General features: G+C 67.2%; 19 protein-coding genes and 5 pseudogenes. 12 read left to right on the forward strand and 12 right to left on the reverse strand.

Features of this window, described 5'->3' with window-relative positions:
* Genes NP777_RS31170 through NP777_RS31180 form a run of 3 tightly spaced genes read right to left on the reverse strand, consistent with a single transcriptional unit; the run spans window position 1 to window position 2425 of the window.
* Window positions 1–981, reverse strand: coding sequence for a hypothetical protein (locus NP777_RS31170; protein WP_256653514.1), 981 nt, complete (start codon window positions 979–981; stop codon window positions 1–3).
* On the reverse strand, window positions 978–1766 hold the full coding sequence (locus NP777_RS31175; protein WP_256653515.1) for a hypothetical protein: 789 nt from the start codon (window positions 1764–1766) through the stop codon (window positions 978–980). The genes NP777_RS31170 and NP777_RS31175 overlap by 4 nt, the downstream gene beginning before the upstream one ends.
* Before the next feature lie 2 nt (window positions 1767–1768).
* Window positions 1769–2425 carry a hypothetical protein gene (locus NP777_RS31180; RefSeq protein ID WP_256653516.1) on the reverse strand — a complete coding sequence of 219 codons (657 nt, stop codon included), beginning with the start codon at window positions 2423–2425 and terminating at the stop codon, window positions 1769–1771.
* Window positions 2426–2469: 44 nt separating this feature from the next.
* Here NP777_RS31180 and NP777_RS31185 point away from each other — a divergent pair, with 44 nt between their 5' ends.
* Window positions 2470–2691: a hypothetical protein gene (locus NP777_RS31185; protein WP_256653517.1), complete on the forward strand. Its 222-nt coding sequence runs from the start codon at window positions 2470–2472 to the stop codon at window positions 2689–2691.
* A 36-nt stretch (window positions 2692–2727) separates the two neighbouring features.
* Window positions 2728–3870 (forward strand): hypothetical protein, encoded by a 1143-nt coding sequence (locus NP777_RS31190; RefSeq protein ID WP_256653518.1) that lies wholly within the window; start codon window positions 2728–2730, stop codon window positions 3868–3870.
* A 155-nt stretch (window positions 3871–4025) separates the two neighbouring features.
* Here NP777_RS31190 and NP777_RS31195 read toward each other — a convergent pair whose 3' ends face one another.
* Complete coding sequence (locus NP777_RS31195) at window positions 4026–4586, reverse strand: hypothetical protein (RefSeq protein ID WP_256653519.1); 561 nt, start codon at window positions 4584–4586, stop codon at window positions 4026–4028.
* Between the two features lie 632 nt (window positions 4587–5218).
* Between NP777_RS31195 and NP777_RS31200 the strand changes: the two genes are divergently transcribed.
* Both NP777_RS31200 and NP777_RS31205 read left to right on the forward strand, forming a co-directional pair.
* Window positions 5219–6010, forward strand: coding sequence for an IPT/TIG domain-containing protein (locus tag NP777_RS31200; RefSeq protein ID WP_256653520.1), 792 nt, complete (start codon window positions 5219–5221; stop codon window positions 6008–6010).
* A 164-nt stretch (window positions 6011–6174) separates the two neighbouring features.
* Window positions 6175–6624: a hypothetical protein gene (locus NP777_RS31205; RefSeq protein ID WP_256653521.1), complete on the forward strand. Its 450-nt coding sequence runs from the start codon at window positions 6175–6177 to the stop codon at window positions 6622–6624.
* Between the two features lie 335 nt (window positions 6625–6959).
* Here NP777_RS31205 and NP777_RS31210 read toward each other — a convergent pair.
* Window positions 6960–7857: pseudogene (locus tag NP777_RS31210) on the reverse strand (aminoglycoside phosphotransferase family protein).
* A 196-nt stretch (window positions 7858–8053) separates the two neighbouring features.
* Between NP777_RS31210 and NP777_RS31215 the strand changes: the two are divergent.
* Complete coding sequence (locus NP777_RS31215; protein WP_256653522.1) at window positions 8054–8233, forward strand: hypothetical protein; 180 nt, start codon at window positions 8054–8056, stop codon at window positions 8231–8233.
* Between the two features lie 316 nt (window positions 8234–8549).
* On the forward strand, window positions 8550–9029 hold the full coding sequence (locus tag NP777_RS31220) for a tectonin domain-containing protein (RefSeq protein ID WP_256653523.1): 480 nt from the start codon (window positions 8550–8552) through the stop codon (window positions 9027–9029).
* A 215-nt stretch (window positions 9030–9244) separates the two neighbouring features.
* On the opposite strand, the pseudogene NP777_RS31225 reads toward NP777_RS31220, so the two are convergent.
* The 4 genes and pseudogenes from NP777_RS31225 to NP777_RS31240 form a co-directional block, all read right to left on the reverse strand.
* Window positions 9245–10248, reverse strand: a pseudogene (locus NP777_RS31225) (IS5 family transposase).
* Between the two features lie 72 nt (window positions 10249–10320).
* Window positions 10321–11436, reverse strand: coding sequence for an alkene reductase (locus tag NP777_RS31230; RefSeq protein WP_256653524.1), 1116 nt, complete (start codon window positions 11434–11436; stop codon window positions 10321–10323).
* 65 nt (window positions 11437–11501) lie between these two features.
* Complete coding sequence (locus NP777_RS31235) at window positions 11502–12104, reverse strand: NADPH-dependent F420 reductase (protein ID WP_256653525.1); 603 nt, start codon at window positions 12102–12104, stop codon at window positions 11502–11504.
* A complete protein-coding gene (locus NP777_RS31240; RefSeq protein WP_391858612.1) occupies window positions 12101–13132 on the reverse strand; it encodes a zinc-binding dehydrogenase in 1032 nt (343 codons plus the stop codon). Before NP777_RS31240 ends, NP777_RS31235 begins: the two co-directional genes overlap by 4 nt.
* A gap of 99 nt (window positions 13133–13231) precedes the next feature.
* On the opposite strand from NP777_RS31240, the gene NP777_RS31245 reads away from it, so the two are divergent.
* Both NP777_RS31245 and NP777_RS31250 read left to right on the forward strand, forming a co-directional pair.
* Complete coding sequence (locus tag NP777_RS31245) at window positions 13232–13831, forward strand: TetR/AcrR family transcriptional regulator (protein WP_256653527.1); 600 nt, start codon at window positions 13232–13234, stop codon at window positions 13829–13831.
* Between the two features lie 272 nt (window positions 13832–14103).
* Window positions 14104–15036 carry a recombinase family protein gene (locus tag NP777_RS31250; protein WP_256653528.1) on the forward strand — a complete coding sequence of 311 codons (933 nt, stop codon included), beginning with the start codon at window positions 14104–14106 and terminating at the stop codon, window positions 15034–15036.
* A gap of 271 nt (window positions 15037–15307) precedes the next feature.
* Here NP777_RS31250 and NP777_RS31255 read toward each other — a convergent pair whose 3' ends face one another.
* Window positions 15308–16315: an LGFP repeat-containing protein gene (locus NP777_RS31255; protein WP_256653529.1), complete on the reverse strand. Its 1008-nt coding sequence runs from the start codon at window positions 16313–16315 to the stop codon at window positions 15308–15310.
* Window positions 16316–16448: 133 nt separating this feature from the next.
* Between NP777_RS31255 and NP777_RS31260 the strand changes: the two genes are divergently transcribed.
* Together NP777_RS31260 and NP777_RS31265 are read left to right on the forward strand one after the other, a co-directional pair.
* Window positions 16449–16655: a hypothetical protein gene (locus tag NP777_RS31260; protein ID WP_256653530.1), complete on the forward strand. Its 207-nt coding sequence runs from the start codon at window positions 16449–16451 to the stop codon at window positions 16653–16655.
* Between the two features lie 70 nt (window positions 16656–16725).
* A pseudogene (locus tag NP777_RS31265) lies at window positions 16726–17267 on the forward strand (reverse transcriptase domain-containing protein); the annotation flags it as partial.
* Here NP777_RS31265 and NP777_RS31270 read toward each other — a convergent pair.
* Both NP777_RS31270 and NP777_RS31275 read right to left on the reverse strand, forming a co-directional pair.
* A complete protein-coding gene (locus NP777_RS31270; RefSeq protein ID WP_449343554.1) occupies window positions 17258–18094 on the reverse strand; it encodes a reverse transcriptase domain-containing protein in 837 nt (278 codons plus the stop codon). The pseudogene NP777_RS31265 and the gene NP777_RS31270 overlap by 10 nt on opposite strands.
* Window positions 18095–18771: 677 nt before the next feature.
* Window positions 18772–19686: pseudogene (locus tag NP777_RS31275) on the reverse strand (IS110 family transposase); the annotation flags it as partial.
* Between the two features lie 269 nt (window positions 19687–19955).
* Here NP777_RS31275 and NP777_RS48835 point away from each other — a divergent pair.
* Window positions 19956–21741, forward strand: a pseudogene (locus NP777_RS48835) (ATP-binding SpoIIE family protein phosphatase); the annotation flags it as partial.
* A 227-nt stretch (window positions 21742–21968) separates the two neighbouring features.
* Window positions 21969–23138, forward strand: coding sequence for a glutathione-independent formaldehyde dehydrogenase (locus tag NP777_RS31285; RefSeq protein ID WP_256653531.1), 1170 nt, complete (start codon window positions 21969–21971; stop codon window positions 23136–23138).
* Window positions 23139–23174 lie beyond the last annotated feature (36 nt).

A 23174-nucleotide genomic window follows, 5' to 3' on the forward strand; every position in this document is an offset into this window, starting at 1 on the left:
TCAACCGCCGGGTGCGATCGGGAGGATGGGGATCCGCTCCCGGCGGCAGTAGGTGGCGGGGCGGCGTATGGCCTGATGGAGTTTGCGCCAATTGTTCATGGTGCGGAGCAGTCCGTCGTCCGGTGCGCTGTGCCAGAAGCGGTTCTCGTCCTGGCGTCCGAGGACAGGGCAGAACAGGGATACCGCGAGGGTGATGCGGTCGCCGCGGGTTACGGGGGTGACGGCGTGGTAGACACGGCTGCCCCGGGTGAACATGGTGTCTCCGACGTGCTGGAAAGGCGCGGTGTGCACCTGTGCGTGTGCGGGCCCTTTGGCGGTGATCTCTGCACGGCGGGTGTCGAAGTCGCGCGGGTGGCCGCGGTAGTAGATGTAGTCGCCGCCTGCGTGTTCCTCGTGGTCGGAGAGGGTCATGGTGAAGACGTAGTTCATTCCGTCAAGGTGCCATTTGGCCACCGGTGCGGCTTGTGTCGGATCGGAGGGCGGTCCGTAGTAGTTGATCTGGACACCGGCATCGCGCAGAGGATGCGGGATCAGAGGGACTCCGACCACGCCGGACACTGCGTGCAGGAAGCCGGGGTCGCGGGCCATGGCGTGAACGAACGGGGAGAGCGCTTCGACGCCGCGTAAGCGGTGGGAGACGACGTAGTCGTTGTGCGGGGCGTACGGCTTCAGGCCCCTGCAGATGGCGCGCAGTGCCTGCGCGCCGTCGGATGTGAGCAGTTGGATGGGGCCGGCCATGGCGAGGTCATCGCGTATCCCGGCGCGGCCGTGGAGTTCATCGGTGCTGTAGCCGAAGTCGGCCATGCGGGCGGTGATGGCGGGTGCGGGATCCGCGTGCGCGACGTAGGCGGAGTTCCACGGCGGTTCATGGACAGCGTCAGGGCCGGTGGCCCGGGGGTCGGGATGCAAGGAGCGCTTGAGGCGATCCAGCCCGGTGGTGATCGCGGCGACCCGCGTCTCCTGGGATGCCTGCGCGGTCATGCTGTGCTCCTCATGGTCGGGGTCAGGCGTGCGCGGTAGCGGTCGGCTTGGTACTGCTGGTCACGTAGCCACTCATCGCGGACGGCGTCGAGCGGATCGTCGAGCAGGAGCCGTGCCAGGCTGTTGCCGTCCTTCCACGGCTCGGCGGCCGAGCGCATCACCAGCACCAAAGTGATGCGCTCCCCGTCCTCCAGGGGCTGGGCGGTGTGCAGCAGGCGTCGGCCCTGCATCAGGACCGCGTGTCCGGTGCGCTGAGGGACGCGGGCGTGCCGCTGTGAAGGCAGGGTCTGGCCTCGCTGGAGGGCCCACCGGCCGTGCTCGGGAGTCCCCTGGTAGATCAAAGTGGCCCCTCCCTGGGCGTTCCCGCTGGTATACAGCGGGATCAGTTCCACCATGGCGGCCCCGTCGGTGTGGTGCTCGATGGGCACTTCTCCTGGCTGGTAGAAATTGATGTGAGAGGCAGCCCGGGTGATCGGGTACGGTTCCAGCTCGACGCCGGCCAGGTCACTGAGCGTCTTCAAGCGGGTCCGGTCGTACATCAGGTCCTGGACCGCTGGTATGAGCTCATGCGCAGCGCGCAGGTGCCGCAGTTTCAAATAGCGGTCGGCGCTGCGGGCTTCCCACTCGTACTCGGCGACACGGCGGGCCTCGTTGAGGATGTCCTCCAGCAGGTCTTCCGGGTAGCCGTGGACGTAGCGGACGTAGCCCAGTGGTGAGACGGCGTCCACGTCGCGTTCTTGACCGGTGACGCTGCTCAGGTCACGTTGTTCGAGGATGCGCAGCACGGTCACTTCCTCTCGTCGAGAGTGATGACGGCGCTGAGGGAGTGTCCCGTCCCCAGCCCGCTGGCGAGTCCGTGTTCGACTGCTCGCAGGCCCCGCGCGAGCATGGGCCCCGCGACCGCGGGTGGCAGTGGCCGCGCCGTGCCGTTTGCCTCCGCTGCGTCCAGCACGTCGTTCCACCGCGCCGCGAACCTCCCGAAGAAGGCTTGGATGGCCTCGGGCGCGGACTGATCGACGACGGGGGGCCGTAACTGGCCGGTGGGGACCATCTCCCCGTCTTCCAAACGGTTGATCAAGGTGCGGTACGGCGGTAGTCCCGGATTGAAGTCTCCGGTGGCGGTATGCCTGCCGACCATGACCGATCGGTCGAACAGCTGCTGCCGCTCGATACGGCAGTCAGCAGCCGCGGCGGCCGAGCGGACGCAGGTGCTGATGCTGTGCGCGTCCCAGAAGGTCATGGGCACCTCTTGGGCGCGCTCATCGCTCCGGAAGAAGCTCATCCGATACGGCCAGCGGGAACGTTTCCACTGGGGCGCCCATTCGAGGGAGTACCGCCCCAGGACGTCGATGACGACTATGGACCTGGTCCGGTTGCGGCGCACTGTGGAGAACAGCCTGATCAAAGCCCTGCGTACCCGCTGGCCCGGGGCTGATTGTCGCAACCACGCGCCGTACGAGCCACTAGCTCGCGTGGATACTGACCGCCATGGCAGAAGGCTCCGATCCGCAGCAGGACGTCACCTACCGAGCCCCGGTCGGCTCCGTCGACCTCAAGGCGTTCGACGACGACGGCAACTCGTACGAGATCCATGCGTGCCACGACTGCCTGCCGTGGCACGCCGAGGTCGTGGTTGTGGAAGGGGAGGTCCTCGTCAGGGAGTGGCATGCCGTCGGATGTCCGCAGTTCCAAGAGCTGATCCAGGGCTGAGACGCCAATTCATCATCAGGGTCGGGACACACTTTGATGGGCGATGATATTGCGGTGAGTCTGGACTTGAGCAACTACGAACTCCGCTGGCCCACATCGCTGTTCGTGTCCGAGGGCGAACGCATCCTCCGATCCACGAGCTCCTGGCAGGACCGGGCGAAATGGCTCATGACGGAGGCTCTGGCCGGCACAACCGCAGTCGCTGACTTTGAGGACCTGCCTAACCACACCGAGCCGACAGCCGATTGCTGGGCGACTACCACCGGCTGGGGCACCAAACGGGCCGTGATGGACCAGCACGACTGGTTCACGGAGCTCATCAACCGGGCGCCCGAGCTCAGGCACGCTGCCGCCCCGCGGCCGTACTGGCCGCAGCGCCGTGGCAACGGGCTCGCCCATGACGGAAGTACCGCACGGGACACCCGGCGTGACTTCGCGCGGCTCATCGGCGAGTTCGCCGACCGCGGCTACCTGGTTGAGGTGTTCGGCGAGGAATGCGTCGACGATTACAGTGAGCTGCCCGACGCTTCCGAGGTGATCGACAGGCGCCTCGGCATCCCCGACCTGTGGCCTCTGGCGCCGGAGACGTGGGACGAAGACACCTTCTACGGGCTGATCGAGGTCTTCCACGACCTCGTGAGCCGCCCCCGCATGCGGCGCTACCACTCCTACAGCGGCTGCGGATGGCACCACTCGGAGTTCCACAACGGCCCGGCACGCGTCCTGCACCGGTGGAAGGTCAACCAGCTGCTGCGCGAGGCTGGCATCGAGTACGAACTGGCCGCCGAAGGCGAGGACCTCGGGCACCTGGTCGCCGTCACTGACGACGCCCGCAGCCAGCTGGTGCACCGCATCCTCAACGACAGCCCGCCCGACACTACCGCCGGCGTTCGCCACGCCATCGCCCTCTTCCGCGCACGTGACACGTCGGCTGAGAGCAAGAGATCAGCGATCTTCAACCTCGCCCGGATCCTCGAGGAGCGCCGCGCCTTGATCAAGGAGCACCTCGGGAAGGACGAAGGCGCCCTGTTCGAGATCGCCAACCGGTTCGACCTGCGCCACCGCCGGGCCGACCAGCGCGGCGAGTACGACGAAGCGTTCCTCGACTGGATCTTCTGGTGGTACCTGGCCACGGTAGAGCTCACCAACCGGCTGATCGCATCGCGGAACCTCGCCTGAGACGGCGAATCAGCCGTTTCGACCGCCGCACTGCACAGGCTGCACAGCCGGGCGTGCTGGGCGGTGTCCAAGGTGCGCTCCAGCATCAGCGCTGGGGCGCCGGGCGAAAGGCCGGCGCCGTTGCTGCGGCTGCCGACCAGGACCCGCAGGCGAGATCACAACGGAGCGTTCCGTCGCGTCTCTTCTGCAGCGACCCTTTCGTCCTCGATTGCGGCTTCGCGTGCCTCCCGAAGTCTCTGAACGGTAGGGCCCGGAGGTGGCAAGGGGCTGTCCGGCTTCTGGAGGAATGCCTCGATACTGTCGATCGCGTATTGGGTGGCACCAGTCACGACTTCGTGTGGCCAGGCGTGCGGCTGCAGCCGGTTCCAGTCGTTGAGCAGGGAACACACGTCGCGGATCCTGGCTCGGAGCTCGGGTGGATCCAGGCGGAGAGCCGCCAGCTGGATCCGGAGTACGTGTTCTCGAAGTGTCTTGTCCCAGGCCAAGTGTTCCTGGGCTGGAGTGTGTCGATGCGGAAGCGACTCCTCATGGCGGATGATGACGAAGAACTCTTCCGCGATGCGTTCGATGCTGGCCTCTCGCAGGGCAGTGCGACGGTTCCTTTCGGCGCTCTTCTCGTTTTGCTTCTGCTGCCAAATGACGCCGCCCAGGGAGACGACGGCACCAGCGAGGGTCGCGACGAAGGCGATGAGAGCTGTTGCCAGGTCTGATTCCACGCCGACATTGTGATGCCCTCTTGCCGGGGGCAAGCGCGGTTGAAGAAGAGCCACCACCTCAACGCTGTGAGCCTGTGAGGCTCACAGCCCATTTCCCCAGGTAGATGCGGTGTGCTGTAAGGGTGTGAGGCTGTGAGACGGGGCTCGCGGCCATGCCGTCAGTGACCTCTAGTGACCTCTGAGTGCGCGTGTTTTCGAACTCCTCTCGTCTAAAGTTGGCTGATTTGTTGGAATACCGCTGGCGAGATAGCGAACTCGGCGCTTCTCTCCCCTGAGAGCCCATCGCCTCTGTGTCTGGGGTGCTCCGGGACGGGCCGCAACAGCCCCGTTCGCGTGTGTGCGCTGAGGTGTGAATAAGTGCACCGGTCGGCCCGATGAGTGTCAGTAGTGCGCGTTTGCAGGCGCGAGTCACCATGCGCTCGCCCAGAGGAGTGAATGAACAATCTGCCTATTGCGGCCACAGATTAGTTCGGTGGTTACTCATCTAATGAAGGTATCCGAGTGAGCGGGTTGCGCTTCCGGGGTGTGATTTGCGGTGATCTATTCGTGGCCGTAGCCACTAATAGATCACGGGTGGACCCACGGTCTTGCGTAATCCGTCTCGCGACTCGCGTCAAATCAAAGGAGACGCCATGGCGCCCGTCATCACGTCGATTAGCCCTACCCAGAGTCATCACGCTGTCCCCATGACCATCACCGGAACGGGGCTGTCGTCCGTGATCAGGGTCAATTTCGGCACCAGGCCAGTCACGCCGACCAGTGTCACCAGCACGACCGTGACCTGCATGATCCCGGAACTCCCTGCCGGTCAGTACAACGTCTCTGTATTCACGGGGAGTCTGACCAGCAACTCGCTGCCGTTCTACTACATTGGCCCGCCAAAAGTTACTTCCCTGACCCCCAGCACGGGGCCTCTCGCCGCCACGTCCCTGTCCGTCTTCGGTGAAAATCTGGTTACCACGACCTCCGTGGCCTTCGGCGATGCGGGGATCGCAAGTGACGTGGTCATCACATCAAACACCACGCTCACTGTGATGTCTCCTGAGCATGCGCCCCTTGAGCCCGGTACCTGCACAGACACTGTGGACGTCGTTGTCACTACTGCTGGCGGCACCAGCTTCTCCACTGGCGCAGGGAGTCAGTACACCTATTACGACGCCCCGGTGGTCACAGGTATGCGGCCTTCGTCGGCCTCAGTCGGCTCAACTTTCACGATCTCCGGTTCCTGCTTGCTGGACGCCACCAGGGTGACCTTCACTCCAACCGCAGGAGGTCAATTGGTCCAAGCCGACTACGTTGTCCTCTCTCCCGCGCAGATCAGCGCCATCGTCCCCCCCCACCTTTCTCAGAACACCTACAACGTCAGGGTCACCACTCCAGGTGGTCAAAGCCCCATCACCCCCGAGGCGGTATTCACAGTCTGATCGGCTGACGTGCGCGGTTCCGCATCATGTGGCTGTCTCAGCAAGCCGAAACACAGATACAGAAGGGCTGGAACTGGTTTCGGGCCTTAGCCTCGGCATGCCACGCATGGTCCCAGCTCAACCCATCCGGGAGGAGGGAACGGCTTCGCTGAGAGAATCACTGGATGACCAGCGATGAGATCCGCTTCGACTGCCGGCACCGTGGCGACGGCGGCGCGCTCGTGATCGTCCCCCGCATCAACGGAGCACCACTCACCGAGCTGATCGACGGGTTCGAGATCGCGGCCGGGATGCAGCCCGCAGGCGACGCCTACGGCGGGCTGATCCCGCAGTTCTTCCGGTTCGGCCCGATACAGGACCATTTCCTCGGACGGTCCACCAACGCGATGGGGCCGAAGACACCCGTTCTCGGTTGTGAATGCGGCGAGTGGGGATGCTGGCCGCTCATGGCCCGCATCACCGCGACAGCCGACCTCGTGATCTGGGACTCCTTCGAGCAACCGCACCGCAAGACTCGCGACTACGTGGCATTCGGTCCGTTCCAGTTCGACCGTCACCAATACGATGACGCCTTGCGGGCCCTGAACGCCGCAATCGGCTCCGACGAGACGTGATCCGCACCCGCCAACGCTAGTTCAGAGAAGCTTGTGTCAGATGCTCGCTCCTCCGGCCTGATCCAGCCCAACGGGCACGGCTTGCCGAGATCCGCGACAACTTGATCACCCGAATCGCCGAAGCCGAGACCGAAGGCTGGCTCGGCGAGGTCGAGGGTCTCCAGGTCAGTCTGGCTGGCGCTGGGGAGAAGCTTCGCCAGCTCGATCGGGGCCACGGGCAGCATTCGGCCGTGGACCTTGGCATCCCCACCACGCGTCGTGATCGATGAACCTACGAAGGTGAGCTGCCGCATGGCCCTCAACCAAGGTCGAGAACAAGTTCAAAGAAGCGCGCATCAAACGCCCTTCAGAACACGGTCAAGTGCCGCCCGGCCTACAGGTCCCCAGTGCGGCTTGCCGCCGGGAAGGCCCCGATCTCCGTTCTGCCCCATGAGCATCAGAAAGAGGCTCTTCATCGCGGCCAGCCCGCGGGCGCGCCGGATCGCCGACTCGTCTGCATGCGCGTACGTGACGAAGAACCGTGCGGCCGTGCCCGCGGGCAGCAGCACCCACGCGGCGGCGAGGTCCCACGCCGGGATCGCCGGCGAACACGTCACCGAAGTCGACGATGCCCGAGAGCGTTCCGTCCGAGACGACGACGTTCGCGGGATGCAGGTCGCCGTGCACCCACACCGGCGTGCCCTCCCACGCGGGGGCCGCAACGGCGTCATCCCAGACGGCCCGGACGTCGGCAGCGATGTCGTCGGGGGCAACGGCCTGGAAGAATTGCTCGAAGCCGTCCGTGCAGTTTTTGGGGTGGGCACCGCGGTCCGTAGCGATCGGCGCCTCGGCGGGCGCCTCCACATGGAGCGCCCGGAGGAAACCCGCCAGCGTGTCGGCCGCGTGGGCGCCGCGGCTGATCGAGCCGTGGTCCAGCGGCTCGCCGGGAACCCACGTCATCACGGTCCAGTGCTTGGGGAAGAGCTCGGACGGTTCACCGAACCGCACCGGGGTCGGCACCGGGAGCGGCAGGCGCGGAGCCAGCACGGGGAGCCACCGCCGCTCCTTGAGCTGGAGCTCCGGGGTGGGGTCCATGCGCTGCATACGCACAGCCAGCTCATCTCCGAGGCGCCACATTTGGTTGCCCCAGCCGCCCGCCACCTCGCGGATGACCAGCCCTGCAAGGTCTGGATGTTGCTCCTGCAGCAGGTCACGGACCAGATCTGCGGTGATCTCGATCTCGGTGTCGGTCATGCGAAGCCACATTACTGAGGTGGCAGGCGGAACGGCTCTCGCTCTCCGGAACGTCTCGCTGTGATTCCTCTGGCATCACCAATTCGGTTCAGAGAGCTGCAGATCAGAGGCTTTGAACGGAACGGCCCCAAAGTTCAGAGAATCCTGCGTGCGCTGCTCACTGCTTCGACCAGACCCGGCACAACGCGGCCGCCTGGTGGAGATCCGCGACAACCTCCTCGACCGCATCGCCGAGGCAGAGCGGGAAGGCTGGCTCGGCGAAATCGAAGGACTCCAGGTCAGCCTGGCCGGAGCCCAGTCCAAGATCAGCCAGGTCGACAGGGCCTCCCGGACAGAGCCGGCGATGCTCGGCATGCCAGCCCGGAAACCCGTGTGAGCGCTGTATCCGCTGAACGCTCGCTCCTGCCGTCTCTCGGTCCTCCGCGCCGACCCCGTCCACCCCCGGCCAACAGGGCCGACCTGGTGGGAGGCATGAACCGGCGCTCGTGTCGATCCCCCCAGGGTGGGACAACGCTTCGCGTCAAAGTACTGCCTCCCGAGAAGCTCCTGCCTCCGCCCCACAAGGAGATAGGAGTTGAAACACTCACTTACTGACCTATTTAAGATCAGGACAGGCGTTCTCCTGGCTTATCAGCTCATCTCATTGCGAAGGATGACGGCTACTACCGGATTCGAGAAAGGATGTGCTCGGCATGGCGGACTGGGTGAAGGTCGCGGGCGGTCTCAGTGCCATCTCGGTGGGGTCCAGGACGACGGTGTGGGGTGTGAACGCGGCGAGCGCCATCTACCGGTACACCAACTATGACGCCAACCCGTGGATGAACATCCCCGGGGGATTGAGCGACATCGGTGCCGCGGCAGACGGCACCGTGTGGGTGGTCAACAGCGGCAACCAGATCTACCGATACATCGGGGACCAGGACAGCTCGACGGCGTGGAAGGGCGTCCCCGGCAGCCTCAAGCGCATCGCGGTGGGCTCCCGGACGAACGTGTGGGGCATCGACCCCGCCGGAAGCATCTACCGGTACACCAACAACGACGCCAGCGGCACCAACCCGTGGATCAAGATCTCTGGCGTCGCCACCGACATCGGCGCGGGCGCTGACGGCACCGTGTGGCACGTCAACAGCGCCGGCGACATCTACCGGTACACCGGCGACCAGCCGAGCTGATTCCGGCTCCGTGCGAGCCCCTTGCCGGGACGGGCCAGGGGCCCGCACGGATGGCTTGGCCAGTACACCGGCGTCGGGGACCAACCGAACCGTGGTTATCGATGAGATTGATCACGGCCGTGCGCTGTATCACGGAATAGGTGGTCCGTGCAGGGGGTCGGGTGACGGCTCACCGATCCGGTGTCTGCTCGACTCGGGCCTGTGTGATGTTGTGATCAGGTAGTTGCCTTCAGGAGGTCGTTGATCCAGATCATCGAGGCACGGAGGTGGAGGCCGGCGAGGTAGCTCTCGGGCGTCTTGTCGTATCGAGTCGCGATTCCCCGCCATGCCTTCAACTTGTTGATGAGCCGCTCAACGGTGTTCCGCTCCTTGTAAAGATCGCCGTCGTGACATGTGGGACGACCGCCCCGGCGGCCTTTCTTCTTCCGGTTGGCGGCCTGGTCCTTCTTCTCCGGGATAACTGCCTTGATGTTGCGTTTCCGCAGGTAAGAGCGGTTAGCGCGGGACGAGTAGGCTTTGTCCGCGGCGACAGCGTCGGGTCGGGTTCGAGGCCGGCCGACAGGCAGACGGACCCGTATCTTCTGCAGCACGGGGACGAACTGCGGGCTGTCGGCGGCCTGTCCTGCGGTCAGTACGAGTGACAGCGGACGGCACCTGCGGTCAGCGGCGAGATGAATCTTGCTCGTCAGTCCACCACGGGATCTGCCGAGCAGGGCTTGGTTCAAGCGGAGCTTGCGCCGTCGCCGGATACGCCGTCGCTCTTCCTGCTCGGGGTCGCCCCTGCCGTCCTGTCCGTTCTGTTCTGGCGGGCCGCCCCTTTTTGCCGGGCCTGCTCCTGCTCGGCGGCGGCTTCCTCAAGTGCCTCCATGACGTCCTTGCCGATGTGCATCCCGGCCGCTTCGTGGTGGGCGCGGGCAGTGGTGGAGTCCACGCTGACCAGGGATAAGTCCGTCTGTCCCCGGCAGGCGGCCTCGGCGATCATGCCTTCCAGAAGAGCGGAGAAGACCCCGGCGTCCCGCCAGACGCGAAAGCGCCCGTAGACGGTCGCCCACGGTCCGAACTCGGAGGGCATCTCGCGCCACTGGGCGCTGGACCGGAACCGCCAGATCACCCCCTCGAACTGCTCCCGCAGCCGCTCGGGGTACGGACCGTACCCGCCTATCGGCAGGTACGGCTCGATGAACTCCCACTGCTCGTCGGTGAGTTGCCTACGTGTCACACCCAGCGTCCTACCAGGTCCTGTCCCCGCACGGGACCAGAATCCGAGATTGATCACGACCTCACACAGGCCCTAGTAGGAGCCGGTCACCGCGGGGTAGTCCGTGTATCCCGCGGCGTCACCCGCGTAGTACGTGTCGCGGTTGCCGGCGGCGAGAGGGTGGCCGTGGGTGAATCGGTCGACGAGGTCTGGATTGGCGATGAAGGGGGCGCCGAAGGAAACCGCCTCGGCCAGCTGCCGTTCGAGCAGCTCGTTGCCGCTCGCTTGCGTAAAGCCGAGGTTGGCGATGACGGCGCCGCGGTAGTGGGCGCGGTAGCGGGTGAATGCGGTGAAGGTGTCGTCGGTGCCCGTGTCGGGTTCCGGCCCCACGAGGTGGAGATAGGCCAGGTCGGTGTCGCTGAGGCGCTTGAGGAGCAGGTCGTAGTCGGTCAGCATCTCGGCGTCCGCGGTGAAGGCCGGCTCGCGACGCCAGTAGGGGGACAGTTTGACGCCGATGCGGTCGCTGCCCCACACGCTGCTGACGGCATCCACGACGTCGAACAGGAACTGGGCCCGCTTCTCACTGCTCCCGCCGTAGGCGTCGGTGCGCTGGTTCAGGCGGGGGTTGAGGAACTGGGCCACGAGGTGGGATGCCTGCGCGTGGATCTCCAGGCCGTCGAAGCCGGCGCGCAGAGCGTTGGCGGCGGCCTGCCGGTAGGTGTCGATCGTGGTGGCGATATCCGCCGCGGTCAAGGCGCGGGGCGTGACCGTGTCCTTCGGGCCGTCGGGAGTGAAGGACATCTCCTGGGGGTTGATCGCCGAGGGGCCGGCGGGGAGGCGGCCACCGAGGTGGTCGGGATGGGAGACGGCGCCGACGTGGCCGATCTGCGAGATGATCCTGCCTCCCGCGGAGTGCACGGCTTCGGTGACCTTGGTCCAGCCGGCGGTCTGGGCGTCGGTGTAGATGCCTGGGACGTTGATGAAGCCGATCGCGTCCGTGCTGACCCAGGTCCCTTCGCTGATGATCAGGCCGGCGCCGGCGCGCTGCGCGTAGTAGGTGGCGTGCAGGGCGGTGGGGGCCAGTTCCTCGTTGTCGGCCCGGGAGCGTGTCATGGGAGCCATGACGACGCGGTTGGGCAGCTTGAGCGCGCCCAGCTGAACGGGCTGTAGGAGGGGCTGGGTGCTGGGCGCTGAGGTTCGGTCGGACATGAGGTTCTCTTTCGTGGCGGAAGTCGCTCCTCGTGGGCATGAGGAGCACGAGCGGGTTGGTGGGATCAGTCCTGCTTGAGGGCGTGGAGGGCGGACAGGGGGCCGCCGAGCTGGATGAGGCGCCCTCCCTCGCGCAGCGTTCCGAGGTCGACGGGGGCGAAGCCGAACTCGGAGGTCAGGTCTCTCACGGTGTTCTTGGCGTCGGCGTCGTCGCCGGCGAGGAACAGCACCTGCCGCCCCGCCTCGTGGCGGGGATCGGGTGCGATGAACTGCGCGTGGAGGGCGTTGAACGCCTTGACCACGCGTGCGCCGGGAAGCAGGGAGGCCACGTATTCGCTTCCGGTGAGGTCGCCCAGGTCGGCGATCTTCGGGTTCGGGGGAAGGGAGGCGAACTGGTTGGTGGCGTCGATGACGACGGTTTTGTCCAGGCTGGGGAGCCCGGCGACGGCGTCAGGGATCTGCGGCCAGCGGACCGCTAGCACGACGAGGTCCGCGGTGGCGGCCTCCGCAGGGGGCGCGGCTGCCGCGAGCGTGCCGAGGTCTTTGACCAGCGGGGCCAGGGAGGCCGGCCCTCGGCTGTTGCTGAGCACGACCTCGTGGCCGTGACGGATCGCGTGCCGGGCGAGGGCCTGGGCGACTGCTCCGGCTCCGAGCATTCCGATCTTCATCGGGCGGCCCCGTGTCCGGAGTCGGCCGTCCGCGGTGTGGTGAGCAGGACGGTTCCGCTCTTGGCCGGGCGGCGGGCGTGCTCGACGGCCGCCTTGAAGTCGGCGAGGTCGTAGCTGGCCGCGGCTTCAAGCAGGTCCGGCGTGTTCTGCGCCAGGTCCTGGGCGAAGGCGACATCCTGGGCCCGCTCCCCGGGGGTGCGGCTCATCCAGCGCAGTATCGACATCCCCCGCACCGTCAGCGCCCGCGCTATGAGGGGCAGCGCCTCCAACGATGTCGTGCCGGAACCCAGATGCCCGTAGGAGATCAGGGTGCCGCCGTCGGCGAGCAGTTCGGCAAGGTCCTGGGTCATGGCACCACCGACACAGTCGAGGACCACCTGGACACCCCGCTCACCGGCGTGCAGGCGGACTTGTTCCCGCCAGTCGTCGTCGCACGTCGCGATCACGGGCTGGGAGGGGTACAGCGTCCGCACCTTCTCGGCACCGGAGGTGCTGCGCACGAGGTTGATCAACTGCAGGTCGTGCCGGGCCGCGGCCGCGCTGACCAGCCTGCCGACGGACGAGCCGGCGGCGGTCTGGAGGACGGGACCCGCCTGCCCGCCCAGGGCGTTCTCCACCGCGCGGTACAGCATGCGCAGCGTCAGCGGGTTGACCAGCATCAGGGCTGCGGTCTCGTCGCTGACGCCGTCCGGCACTGGCACTGCCAGATCGGCTGGGACCACGACGAAGTCGCTCCATGTTCCCGGCGCCGGGAAAACCGCCACCCGCTGCCCCGGGTGCGGTGCGCGGACGTTTGCTCCGACGCTCTCGACGACGCCCATCCCCTCCACTCCGGGAGTCCGGGCCCCCGACTGCTGTTCCGGCTGCCCCGGCAGACCCTCCACACCGATCAGGTCCCCCGGATGGATGGGCCGGACCAGCATGCGAACCAGAACCTCTCCGCTGCCGGGAGCCAGCCGGCGGGTCTCCTCCCTCAGCGTCAGTACCTGTGTGGCATCCCCTTGCCGCGTGTACTCCACGGTGCGCATAGGCGCCTCCACTCACTCTTTGATGATGTACAACATTAAAAATGAATGATGAGGGGTAACATTGAAAACGTCAAACACTGCCGACACAGGAGGGCGGCCATGCCGCGGATCACCAGGGAAGACAAGGCCAGGAACCGGCAGAACATCATCGAGGCGGCCGGGCGCATGTTCCGCTCGCAGGGCGTCGATGCCGTAGGGATCGCCGAACTGATGAAGGAAGCGGGCCTGACCCACGGCGGCTTCTACAACCACTTCGCGTCCAAAGGTGATCTGGCCGTCGAGGCGTGCGGCGCCTCGTTCCAAGCCTCTCTGGGCTCCCTGGACCACATCCTCGGGGAAGGCGCCGATCTCACCGGCCCACCGCTGAAGCGAGTGGTGGACAACTATCTTTCGGCCGCCCACCGCGATGCCTCGGACGGCGGCTGTCCCTCCGCCTCCCTGGTCACCGACGCCGGACGGCACAGCGACACGGTCCAGAGCGCCTACGCAGCCGGCGTGGAGGGGTACCTCACCGGCTTCGCCGAGGAGTTCGCCCGCGAGCACGAAGGGGAGATCACCTCACAGGAGGCGCGGGAGCGCGCGGTGCTGCTGCTCAGCCGACTCGTAGGGGCGATGGCCCTCGCCCGCGCCGTGAGCCACGTCCAGCCCGAACTGTCCGACGAGATTCTGCGGACCTGTCGCGCCCACGCTCTCGACTGACGGCTTCGCGCCCTCCAGCCCTGCGATGTCCCGTCCGGCGGCGAGCCGCACGATCACGGCATTGGCACCACCCGAGTTGACGGCGGGCGGATGGATCAAGCTGCGCCGCCCTGTCGTCAAACGAAGGAATGAAGACAGGAACGGCGGGCGTCCAATGAACCCGGACTTTCCGGGGCCTCGCGGCGCCGCGAATCCAATCGGATCCGATGGCGGATGAAGACAGGGTTTGCTGACAGCTAGGGTCGAATGCGACCACCACAACGGGGAGCGGCATGGCCAACCTGGTCTACAAGCGGGTGTCGACCGACCAGCAGTCGACCGACCGTCAGAACCTCGTCCTCGACGAGGCGGCCGGGATCGAGGACCCGGTCGTCTTCGAGGAACAGGCCGGCACCTCCAGCCGCCTCCACCCGCTCCAGCGCCCGAAGTTCGGCGAACTGCTCACGTACGCGCGGCCGGACGACACCGTGCACATCTCCGAGATGTTCCGCCTCGTGCGCGGCACCGGGCACATCCTCGACGTGCTCGACGTCCTCCACCGCGACCGTCTCGCCCTGCGCATCCACGACGGCGCGTTCTCCGCGATGGACCTCACCGCCCGCCATCCGCGCACCGGCGAGCTGCTGTCCACGGTGAAGTTCATGGTGCAGACGCTCGCCGCCGCCGGCGCACTCCAACGCGACCTCCAGCGCGAGCTGACGTACGACGGGCTGCGGGCAGCCGAGGCGAAGGGCAACAAGGGCGGGCGCCGCCCCGCCGTCCCCGCCGACAAGACCGACGCCGTGCGCACCGCGTACCTGGAAGGCCGGTCCATCGCCGCCCTCGCCCGCGACCACGACGTCAGCCGCGGCGCCATCCGCACCGCCGTCGCCGACCTCCTGCCCGAGCACACGGCCGCCGACCCGGGCGCCCCGGCCCCGGAGCTGCCGGTCACCCTCGACATGCCGGGCAAGGTCGCCGACTTCCTCCGTGCCGCCGAACTGGACGACGCCGAGCGGGCCGCGCTCGACCAGGGCGTGACCGTACGGCGCGGCCAGGGCTACGCCCCGCGCGTCAGCGCCACGCCTGCGGTCCACCATCAGCTCCTCGGCCACTGCCAGCCCCTCGACGGCACCCAGGGCGCCCCGGCGATCCCGGCCCAGCGCAAAGCCCGCCGCGAGTACGAGAACCGCGTCAACGCCCTCGTGGCCGACACCCTGCACTGAGCGCGGTCCCACGATCGGGCATCTGACCTGCTACGCAACCAAGATCAATCTCACCGATACTGGATGTTCCGCTGGTCCCCACGGCCGAAGTACGAGAACCGCGTCAGCACCATCGCGCCGACCGGACCATGATCGTTCTCGGCGTCAACGGCTGTACCGATGTCGAGACCGGAGCAGACTGCACCCGAACGGCCCTGACTGAAGGGGCATAAATGTGCGTACGCCCCGCCTCCTCGACCACCGAGGGGCGGTGCGTACAGGGTGCTGCTGGTCAGTCCCACTCGCAATTGTGGCTGAGGAACTTCGTCAGGCTGGTGGCGTCCTCCATGCCGATGTCGCTGCGCCACGATTCGAGATCGAAGCTGACGCCGGTGTTCCACTCGCCAGGCAGGAGCTGGTCGGCGAACTTCGCGTGGCAGGCGTACTGCTCGTACAGGGAGTTGTGTTCGGTCTGGCTAACGTCGTTCGGGTAGGGGGCGAGGGACCACATCTGGTACCAGCCGCCTTGGAAGTCGGTGCGAGCGTTGATGAACCCGGCCTCAGTCGGAAACGCGCGGACGACGACGTTGCTCGTACCGTACGGGATCTCGACGCGGAGTTCGCGAAACCAGTCTGTGCCGGTGGTGCCGGAATAACCGACGCATTCGCCCTTGCAGCCTTCTACGCCGTTGCCGGCGGACCAGAACAGGACGAGGTTGTTCTTCGAATAACGCTGATAGATAGATTTGTAGTTCTCGTCCCACTGCTCATCCGAGGTGGGGTAGCCGAACGCTCCGCCTTCCCATCCGTACTGGCCCCAGAGTTCGCCGATCTTCCCCCACACGGGGTGCGCACCGTAGGAGGGGTGCCAGTAGACGGTGCCGCCCTGGAACGTCTGCCGCTTGCCAGTACCGTCGGGGTTGGTCAGCTCGTCGGACGTGGGGTACCCGAGCTTTCCGGTCTCCCAGCCCAGGGCCTCCCACTTGTCGCGGATCGCGCCCCATACGGGGTGTGCGCCGGTCTGCGCGGTCCAGTAGATGCTGCCGCCGGTGAAGTGGTTGTAGCGGCCGACGCCGTCGGGGGTGACCAGTTCGTCGGTGGTGGGGCAGCCGAGCGGCCCGCCCTTGCCGCCGGTGGCGTTGTAGGCGATGAGGATGTCTCCGCCGACCTGGTAGCCGCAAATGTCCTCGGCGGCGGCCGTGGGTGCCTGTACGAGGAGCGTGGCGAGGGCAGTAAGCGCTACGGCTGCGGCCTGGACCAGTCGAGTGGTCCGCTGTAAGAGCTTGGTGCGTGGTGTCATGCGGTGCTCCTTTTTGCCGGGATTCTGCGTAGCTACCCCACTGCAAGGTGAGAAAAGCGTCGTACGAAGGTCTTCCACTGCGACCGTCTCGCCCTGGACATGGCCGACTTCCTCCGCGCCGCCGAGCTGGACGATGCCGAGCGGGCCGCGCCCGACCAGGGCGCGACCGTACGGCGCGGCCAGGGGCTACACCCTGCGCGTCTCCGCCGTCCCCGCGATCCACCGCCGACTCCTCGCCCGTTGCCAGCCCCTCGATAGCGGCCAGGGCGCCCCGGCGGTTCCGGCCCAGCGCAAGGCCCGCCGCGAGTACGAGAACCGCGTCAACGCCCTCGTCGAGTGACCACCGCGCCGTTTGCGGCCGGTGACAGAGTTCTTACCGGCACCCCGAGTGGATGCACCACCAGGTGAAGCCTTGGCATGCTCGTCCTGTCAGGAGGGTCTTCATCCCCAAGTCGAATGGGAAGCGGCGTCCGCTCGGAATCCCGGTGATTGTTGACCGCGTGCTTCAAGCGCGGGTGAAGAATGCGCTGGAGCCCGAGTGGGAGGCGCGGTTCGAGCCGAAGTCGTACGGCTTTCGGCCTGGCCGCGGCTGTCATGACGCGATCGAGGCGATCTATCAGGCGGTCAAGGGGCGTGCCCCTAAACGCCGGTGGATCCTGGACGCGGATTTGGCAGCGGCATTCGACCGCATCGATCACGGCAAGTTGCTCAGTCTTCTCGGCGCATTTCCCGCTCGTGGGCTCGTCCGGGACTGGCTGACAGCAGGCGTGATGGATAAGGGAGAGTTCACGCCGACCGAGGAGGGAAATCCCAGGGAGGCGTCATCAGCCCCGTGCTGTTGAACATCGCCTTGCACGGGATGGAGACGGCCGCAGGAGTCAGGTATTACCACCGCAGTCGAGGAGGTTTGGAGACTGCACCTGACTCCCCGGTGCTGGTCCGTTATGCCGACCTATGCCGAACTCGGCATAGGTCCGCGTAGCGGACGATTCGCCAGTTCGGACGTCCAGCGGAACGGCGACGCCTGCGCAGGGGACTGGTGGCCATCTCCCCGTCCGGCTCCCAGGGCCCGGTCAGATGCTCGTCGAGCGCCGACAGGGCGATGTTCGCCAGCAGCGGGGAGAGGATGCCGCCCTGCGGGGTGCCAGTGAGAGTGTCCTCGCGGTTGTTGTCCTCGGTGAGGACGCCGGCCTTGAGGAACGCCTTGACCAGCCGCAACACGCGCTTGTCCTTGACCCGCTCGCGCACCCGGTCCATCAGGGCCGTGTGGTCGATCGAGTCGAAGCACGCCTCGATGTCCGCGTCCAGGACCCAGCGGTAGCCGTGGGTGCCGTAGAAGTGGATCTCGGCGATCGCGTCGTGTGCCCGCCGCAGGGGCCGGAAGCCGTAGGAGACCGGCTTGAACTCGGCCTCGAAGATCGGCTCCAGCACCAGCTTGAGGGCTGCCTGGACCACGCGGTCGGTGATGGTCGGAATGCCAAGCCTTCTGACCTTGCCCGAACCGCCCGGCTTGGGGATCTTGCGCTCGCGCACCGGCAGCGGGCGGAACTCACCCGATTTAAGTACGTGGCGAAGATCCTCCAGGAACCCGTAGGGGCCAATCTCTTGCTCGACGTTGACGGCGGTGAGGCCGTCCGCTCCGGGCGTTTTGGCCCCCTTGTTTCCCGCGACCCGTTCGAACGCCACCAGGAGCGTCGCCGGGTCGCACACGAGGTTGAACAGATCGTCGAACCTGCGGCCTTCGTCGGCCGCGGCCCAACGGTGAAGTTTGGCCTGCATCTCCGATACCCGCTGGTGAGACCCCGTCGGGGCCTCCGGTGCACCGCTGTTCAGCAGTGCTTCTTTCGGTATTGCAGCCTCCTCTCTTCTCGATTCCGCTGCCGCCCTTCCCCATGTGCCAGGCTCTCCCCGGCCCGGAGTACTACGGCGGCTCCGCCCCGTCCCGGCCCGTTCGGCCGACGGTGGGCCCAGCCTGCAACCGCGCTGGAGGCGTTGCCGCAGATCAGGACCGGAACGGTTCCCGTGTTCACGTGTTGTTCGATCGACGGATTAGGAGCCCGTCTATACCCCCGCAGCATCGCCACGACTACCCCGCAGCACTTCGCCGTGGCCTCCCCGGCCGACGCATAGCAACCGACCGGGAAGTTCCCCGCCCCCATAGCAAGGCAGGGACGCACCGCAACCAGCCCAGATCCGCCAGGTTCGAGCTGGTGACGAGTAAGGAGGCGCCAACGCCGGTTCCTCGCGTACTCCTTTCCGTCTCGCTTGCCGGACCCGCACCATCTGGCAGTGCTGATACGTCCCGGCTTTGCCAGGGCCGCTTGCCACCCTCCCCGGCACCTCCCGGGTCGGGCTGCCCTCAGCTTCAACCGCCCTGCTGCGACGGGACGGCGGTGGCGTCCTTTCACCGCCACTCGAACAACTCGCGCTTCACGGCGCACCTATGTCTTTCGTCAAGCGAGGCGTGGGGTTCGGGGTTCGTAGAAGGTGCCGTCGCCGACGGTGACCAGCAAGGTGGCGGCGGTCCTGACCGCGCCCCCCGGAAGCGAGGTCAGGACCGCGGAAAGTGGGCGAGCCTCCAGCAGGGCCGCAATCTGCGCTTCCAGAGCTCGGCGCTGTTCGTGAACAGCGGCGAGCGAGCGGGCCAGCGACGGGATGATGACGTCGAGGGTGCCCATGCCGGGAACGACGACCGTCTGCTCGTCGAGCGCGTCGAAGACCTCGTCGATCAGCCGCTGTGCCATGCGCGGGGCCTTGGGCCGGATCACCTCAACCAGCCTGCGTCGACCGGCTTTTCGCAGCGCGGCCGGGGATCCGTAGCGTTCCAGCAGCCAGGTCACGGCCTGGTGGTCCAGGCGTGGGCCGAGGACGCGTTCCAGGCTCGGGTGGAACTGGGTGAGCAGGCCGCGGATCCGGTTGGAGGTGCGGGTGGCCTCGGCCGCCAGGTCTTGGTCGAAGCCGACCAGAACGGTCAGCTCGGCGGTGATCTCGTCGGTCAGCTCCAGCGAGCGCAGGGTGTGGGGCATGGTGCGGGCCGCGTCGGCGATCACGGCCGCGTCCTTCGCGTCGCTCTTCGCCTCGCCCGGGTAGAGGTTGGCGATCCGCCGCATGGCAAGTCCCGGCAGGTAGGCGACCTTGCGGCCCGCATCCCGGGCCACCGTCAGCGGCAGAGCGCCGATCGAGGCGGGCTGGTCCACGATCACCAGGACGGTGCCGAACTTCGCGGCGAGTTTGTCGAAGACGGCCCGCAGCTTGGGCTCGCTGTTGGGCAGCTGCTTGTCGAAGACCTTCTTGCCGGCCGGGGTGAGCCCGTGCCCGTGATGGGCGCTCTTGCCGACGTCCAGGCCGAGGAAGACGCCCACGTCGTCGATGCCGTACGACCCGTCCTCCCAAACAGGGCTCGTGCGGTGCCGGCCGGGGTGGTAGTGCCGTACGCGCGCATCCAGGTTATGCAGACCTGCCACCCGCGAGATGCCGGGCATTGCGCCAGGCCGGGCGGTGATCGGACCTCTCATCAGCGTCTCCAACGGCACCTCCCAGGCCCGGTGACACCACGCCCCAGGTCATCCGTTCGACAAGGGGGAACAGCCATGCCGGGCCCGGAGGCCAGCGGCCCTCTTGCAGGACCGCGAAAAAGTTGACGGGGGAGAGCCGCGAGCACGTCTGGACGATCTCGCTCGCGCCGCTCAAGGACCGGACGGGCCGCGTGTACGGCGTGTGCTTCGCCGCGTACGGTACGACCCGTGATACCAGGCCCTGGAACGGTTGCTGCTGCTGAACGAGGCGGGGAAGCGCATCGGCTCCACCCTGGACCTCGCGCAGGTCGCCCATGAACTTGCCGACGTGGCTGTCGCCCGGGTCGCCGATTTCGTCGGCGTCGACCTGCTCACCTTTCTCGACCGGGGTGAGGAACCCCCCTCGGGCCCGCTGTCCGGTCCCATCACCATGCGCCGCGGGGCCCATCGCTCCGTCCTCCCCGGAACTCCGGAGGCCGTGGTCGACGTGGGCGAACTGGACACCCACCCGGAGTACTCACCGTCGGCCGAATGCCTGGCCGAGGGCCGTGCCATCCTCTACCAGGTGACCGACGAGCTCATGGTCCGGTGAAGCCCTCGACTCGGTACGGGCCGCCCGGATCCGGGAGTACGGGATCCACTCGGAGCTGGTGGTGCCGATGCGCACCCGCGGTGTCACCCTTGGCGTGGTGTTCTTCGCGCGCCACCGGACGCCGGTGCCCTTCGACGAGGACGACCTGTTGCTGGCCGAGGAGATCACGGTCCGAGCGGCCGTATGCGTGGACAACGCACGCTGCTACAAGCGCGAGCGCATGACGGCCAGGGCTCTGCAGCGCAATCTGCTGCCGCGGGGCCTGCCCGACCTGGCCGCGGTGGAGGTCCCCTCGCGCTATCTGCCTTCGGAAACCTGGGCCGGCGTGGGCGGCGACTGGTTCGACGTGATCCCGTTTTCCGGCGCTCGCGCCGCCCTGGTGGTCGGCGATACCGTGAGCCGCGGCGTCGAGGCGTCCGCCACCATGGGGCGGCTGCGCAGCGCCATACGCACCCTGGCCGATATCGATCTGCCGCCCGGCGAGCTGCTCACCCACCTCGCGGATCTGGTGACCCGGCTGGCGGCCGAGGACGATCCCGAACCTCCCGGGGCCACCGGCGCCACCTGCCTGTACGCGGTCTACGACCCGGTCTCCCGCCACTGCACGCTCGCCAGCGCCGGCCACCCCCCGCCCGTCGTGGTCACCGCGGACGGCAGTGCCGACATCCTCGACGTCCCCAACGGCCCGCCACTCGGCCTCGGCACCCTGCCCTTCGAGGCGGTCGGGACCGAACTGTCCGAGGGCAGTGTCCTCGCCCTCTACACCGACGGTCTGGTCGAGGGCCACGGCCGCGCGATCGACGAGGGATTGGAGGCGCTGTGCGAGGCCCTGGCCCAGCCGGGCCCGTCCCCGGACGCCCTCGGCGACACTGCGGACTCTGCTCCCCGCCCGCCCCGAAGACGATGTCGCCCTGCTCCTGGCCCGCGCCCGGGCCCTCGGCCCCGACCGGGTCGCCACCTGGGAGATCCCCCCGGAACCCGCCGTCGTCTCCCGGATCCGGCAGGAGGTCACCGCCCGACTGATGGACTGGGGACTGTAGAAGCTGGTCCTCACCACCGAGCTGGTCGTCAGCGAACTGGTCACCAACGCGATCCGCTACGGCCGCCCGCCCATCCGGCTGCGCCTGATCCGCGACCGCGCGCTCATCTGCGAGGTCTCCGACTTCAGCAGCACGGCACCGCATCTGCGCCGGGCCCGCGCCCTTGACGAGGGCGGCCGCGGCCTCTTCCTGGTGGCCCAACTCGCCCAGCGCTGGGGCACTCGCCTGGAGGTTCATGGCAAGACCATCTGGGCCGAGCAGGACCTCTCCGACGACTGAGCCGGGGCCGAGGGCGCCGCCCCACCACCCCTGCCGGCTGCGGTCGCGTTCGAAGTGCCCGGGTGAGAGCGTGGAGGACAGGGCGACCCGTCTCCCACGGCACGTGCCGCCATCGCAGCGGGCCGCAGGACATGACGGCCTCGCCACCATCCATCCACCATCACTGGCGGCCTCGGGCCGGGTGACGGCAGTGGTCGCACGCGTGTGGTGGTGAGCGAGGAGTGATCATGAAAGCAGCTGTATACGAAGGACCACGGAACGTCGCGGTCGAGGAAAAGCCCGACCCGAGGATCGAGCACCCCTGCGACGCGATCGTCAAAATCACCACCACCAATATCTGCGGCTCCGATCTGCACATGTACGAAGGGCGTACGTCGTTCGAGAAGGGCCGCATCTTCGGGCACGAGAACCTGGGGCAGGTCCTCGAGGTCGGCTCGGCGGTCAGAAAGCTCAAGGTCGGCATGTATGTGGTGCTGCCGTTCAACATCGCCTGCGGTTTCTGCAAACAGTGCGAGCGCGGCTTGACCAACTACTGCCTGACCATGCAGCCGGAGTCCTCGGCCGCCGGAGCCGCTTACGGCTTCGCGGACATGGGACCGTACCAGGGCGGCCAGGCCGAGTTCCTGCGCGTGCCGTACGCGGACTTCAACGCGCTGCGGCTGGGCGAGGACGCGGAAGAGCGCCAGACGGACTACGTGATGCTGGCCGACATCTTCCCCACCGGCTACCACGCCACCGAGATGGCGGGCGTCAAGGCCGGGGACCAGACCGTCATCTACGGTGCGGGTCCCGTGGGGCTGATGGCGGCCTACTCGGCGGTGATCAAGGGTGCTGGACGGGTGTGGGTGTGCGACTTCCACACCGATCGGCTGCGCAAGGCCGAGGAGATCGGCGCCATGCCGATCGACATGCGCGAGCAGGACCCGGGCGAGGTCATCAAGGAAGCCACTTTGGGGCTCGGCGCCGACAACGGCTGCGAGTGCGTCGGCTACCAGGCCCATGACCCGTCGGGCCACGAGGACGCCTCCCGCACGATGAACAGCTTGATCGAGAACGTCCGCTTCACCGGGTGCATCGGCGTGGTGGGCGTGTTCGTCCCCGAGGACCCGGGCGGCAGGGAAGCCCAGCCCCAGATCGGCGACTTCGAGGCCAAGGGCAAGGTACCCATCGACTGGGGCAAGCTGTGGTTCAAGGGCCAGAAGATCGGCACCGGTCAGGCGCCGGTGAAGAGATACAACCGCCGGCTGCGCGACCTGATCGCCGGGGGCAAGGCCAAGCCCAGCTGGGTGGTCTCCCATGAGCTTCCGCTGGACCAGGCCCCCGACGCCTATGACCACTTCGACCGCCGGGACGAGGGCTGGACCAAGGTCATCCTGCACCCGGACGGTTCCGGCTGATCCGGCGGCCGGGCGCCGCTGTCCCGGTGCCCCCCG

This window comes from Streptomyces rugosispiralis (genome assembly GCF_024505145.1).
GTDB lineage: Bacteria > Actinomycetota > Actinomycetes > Streptomycetales > Streptomycetaceae > Streptomyces > Streptomyces rugosispiralis.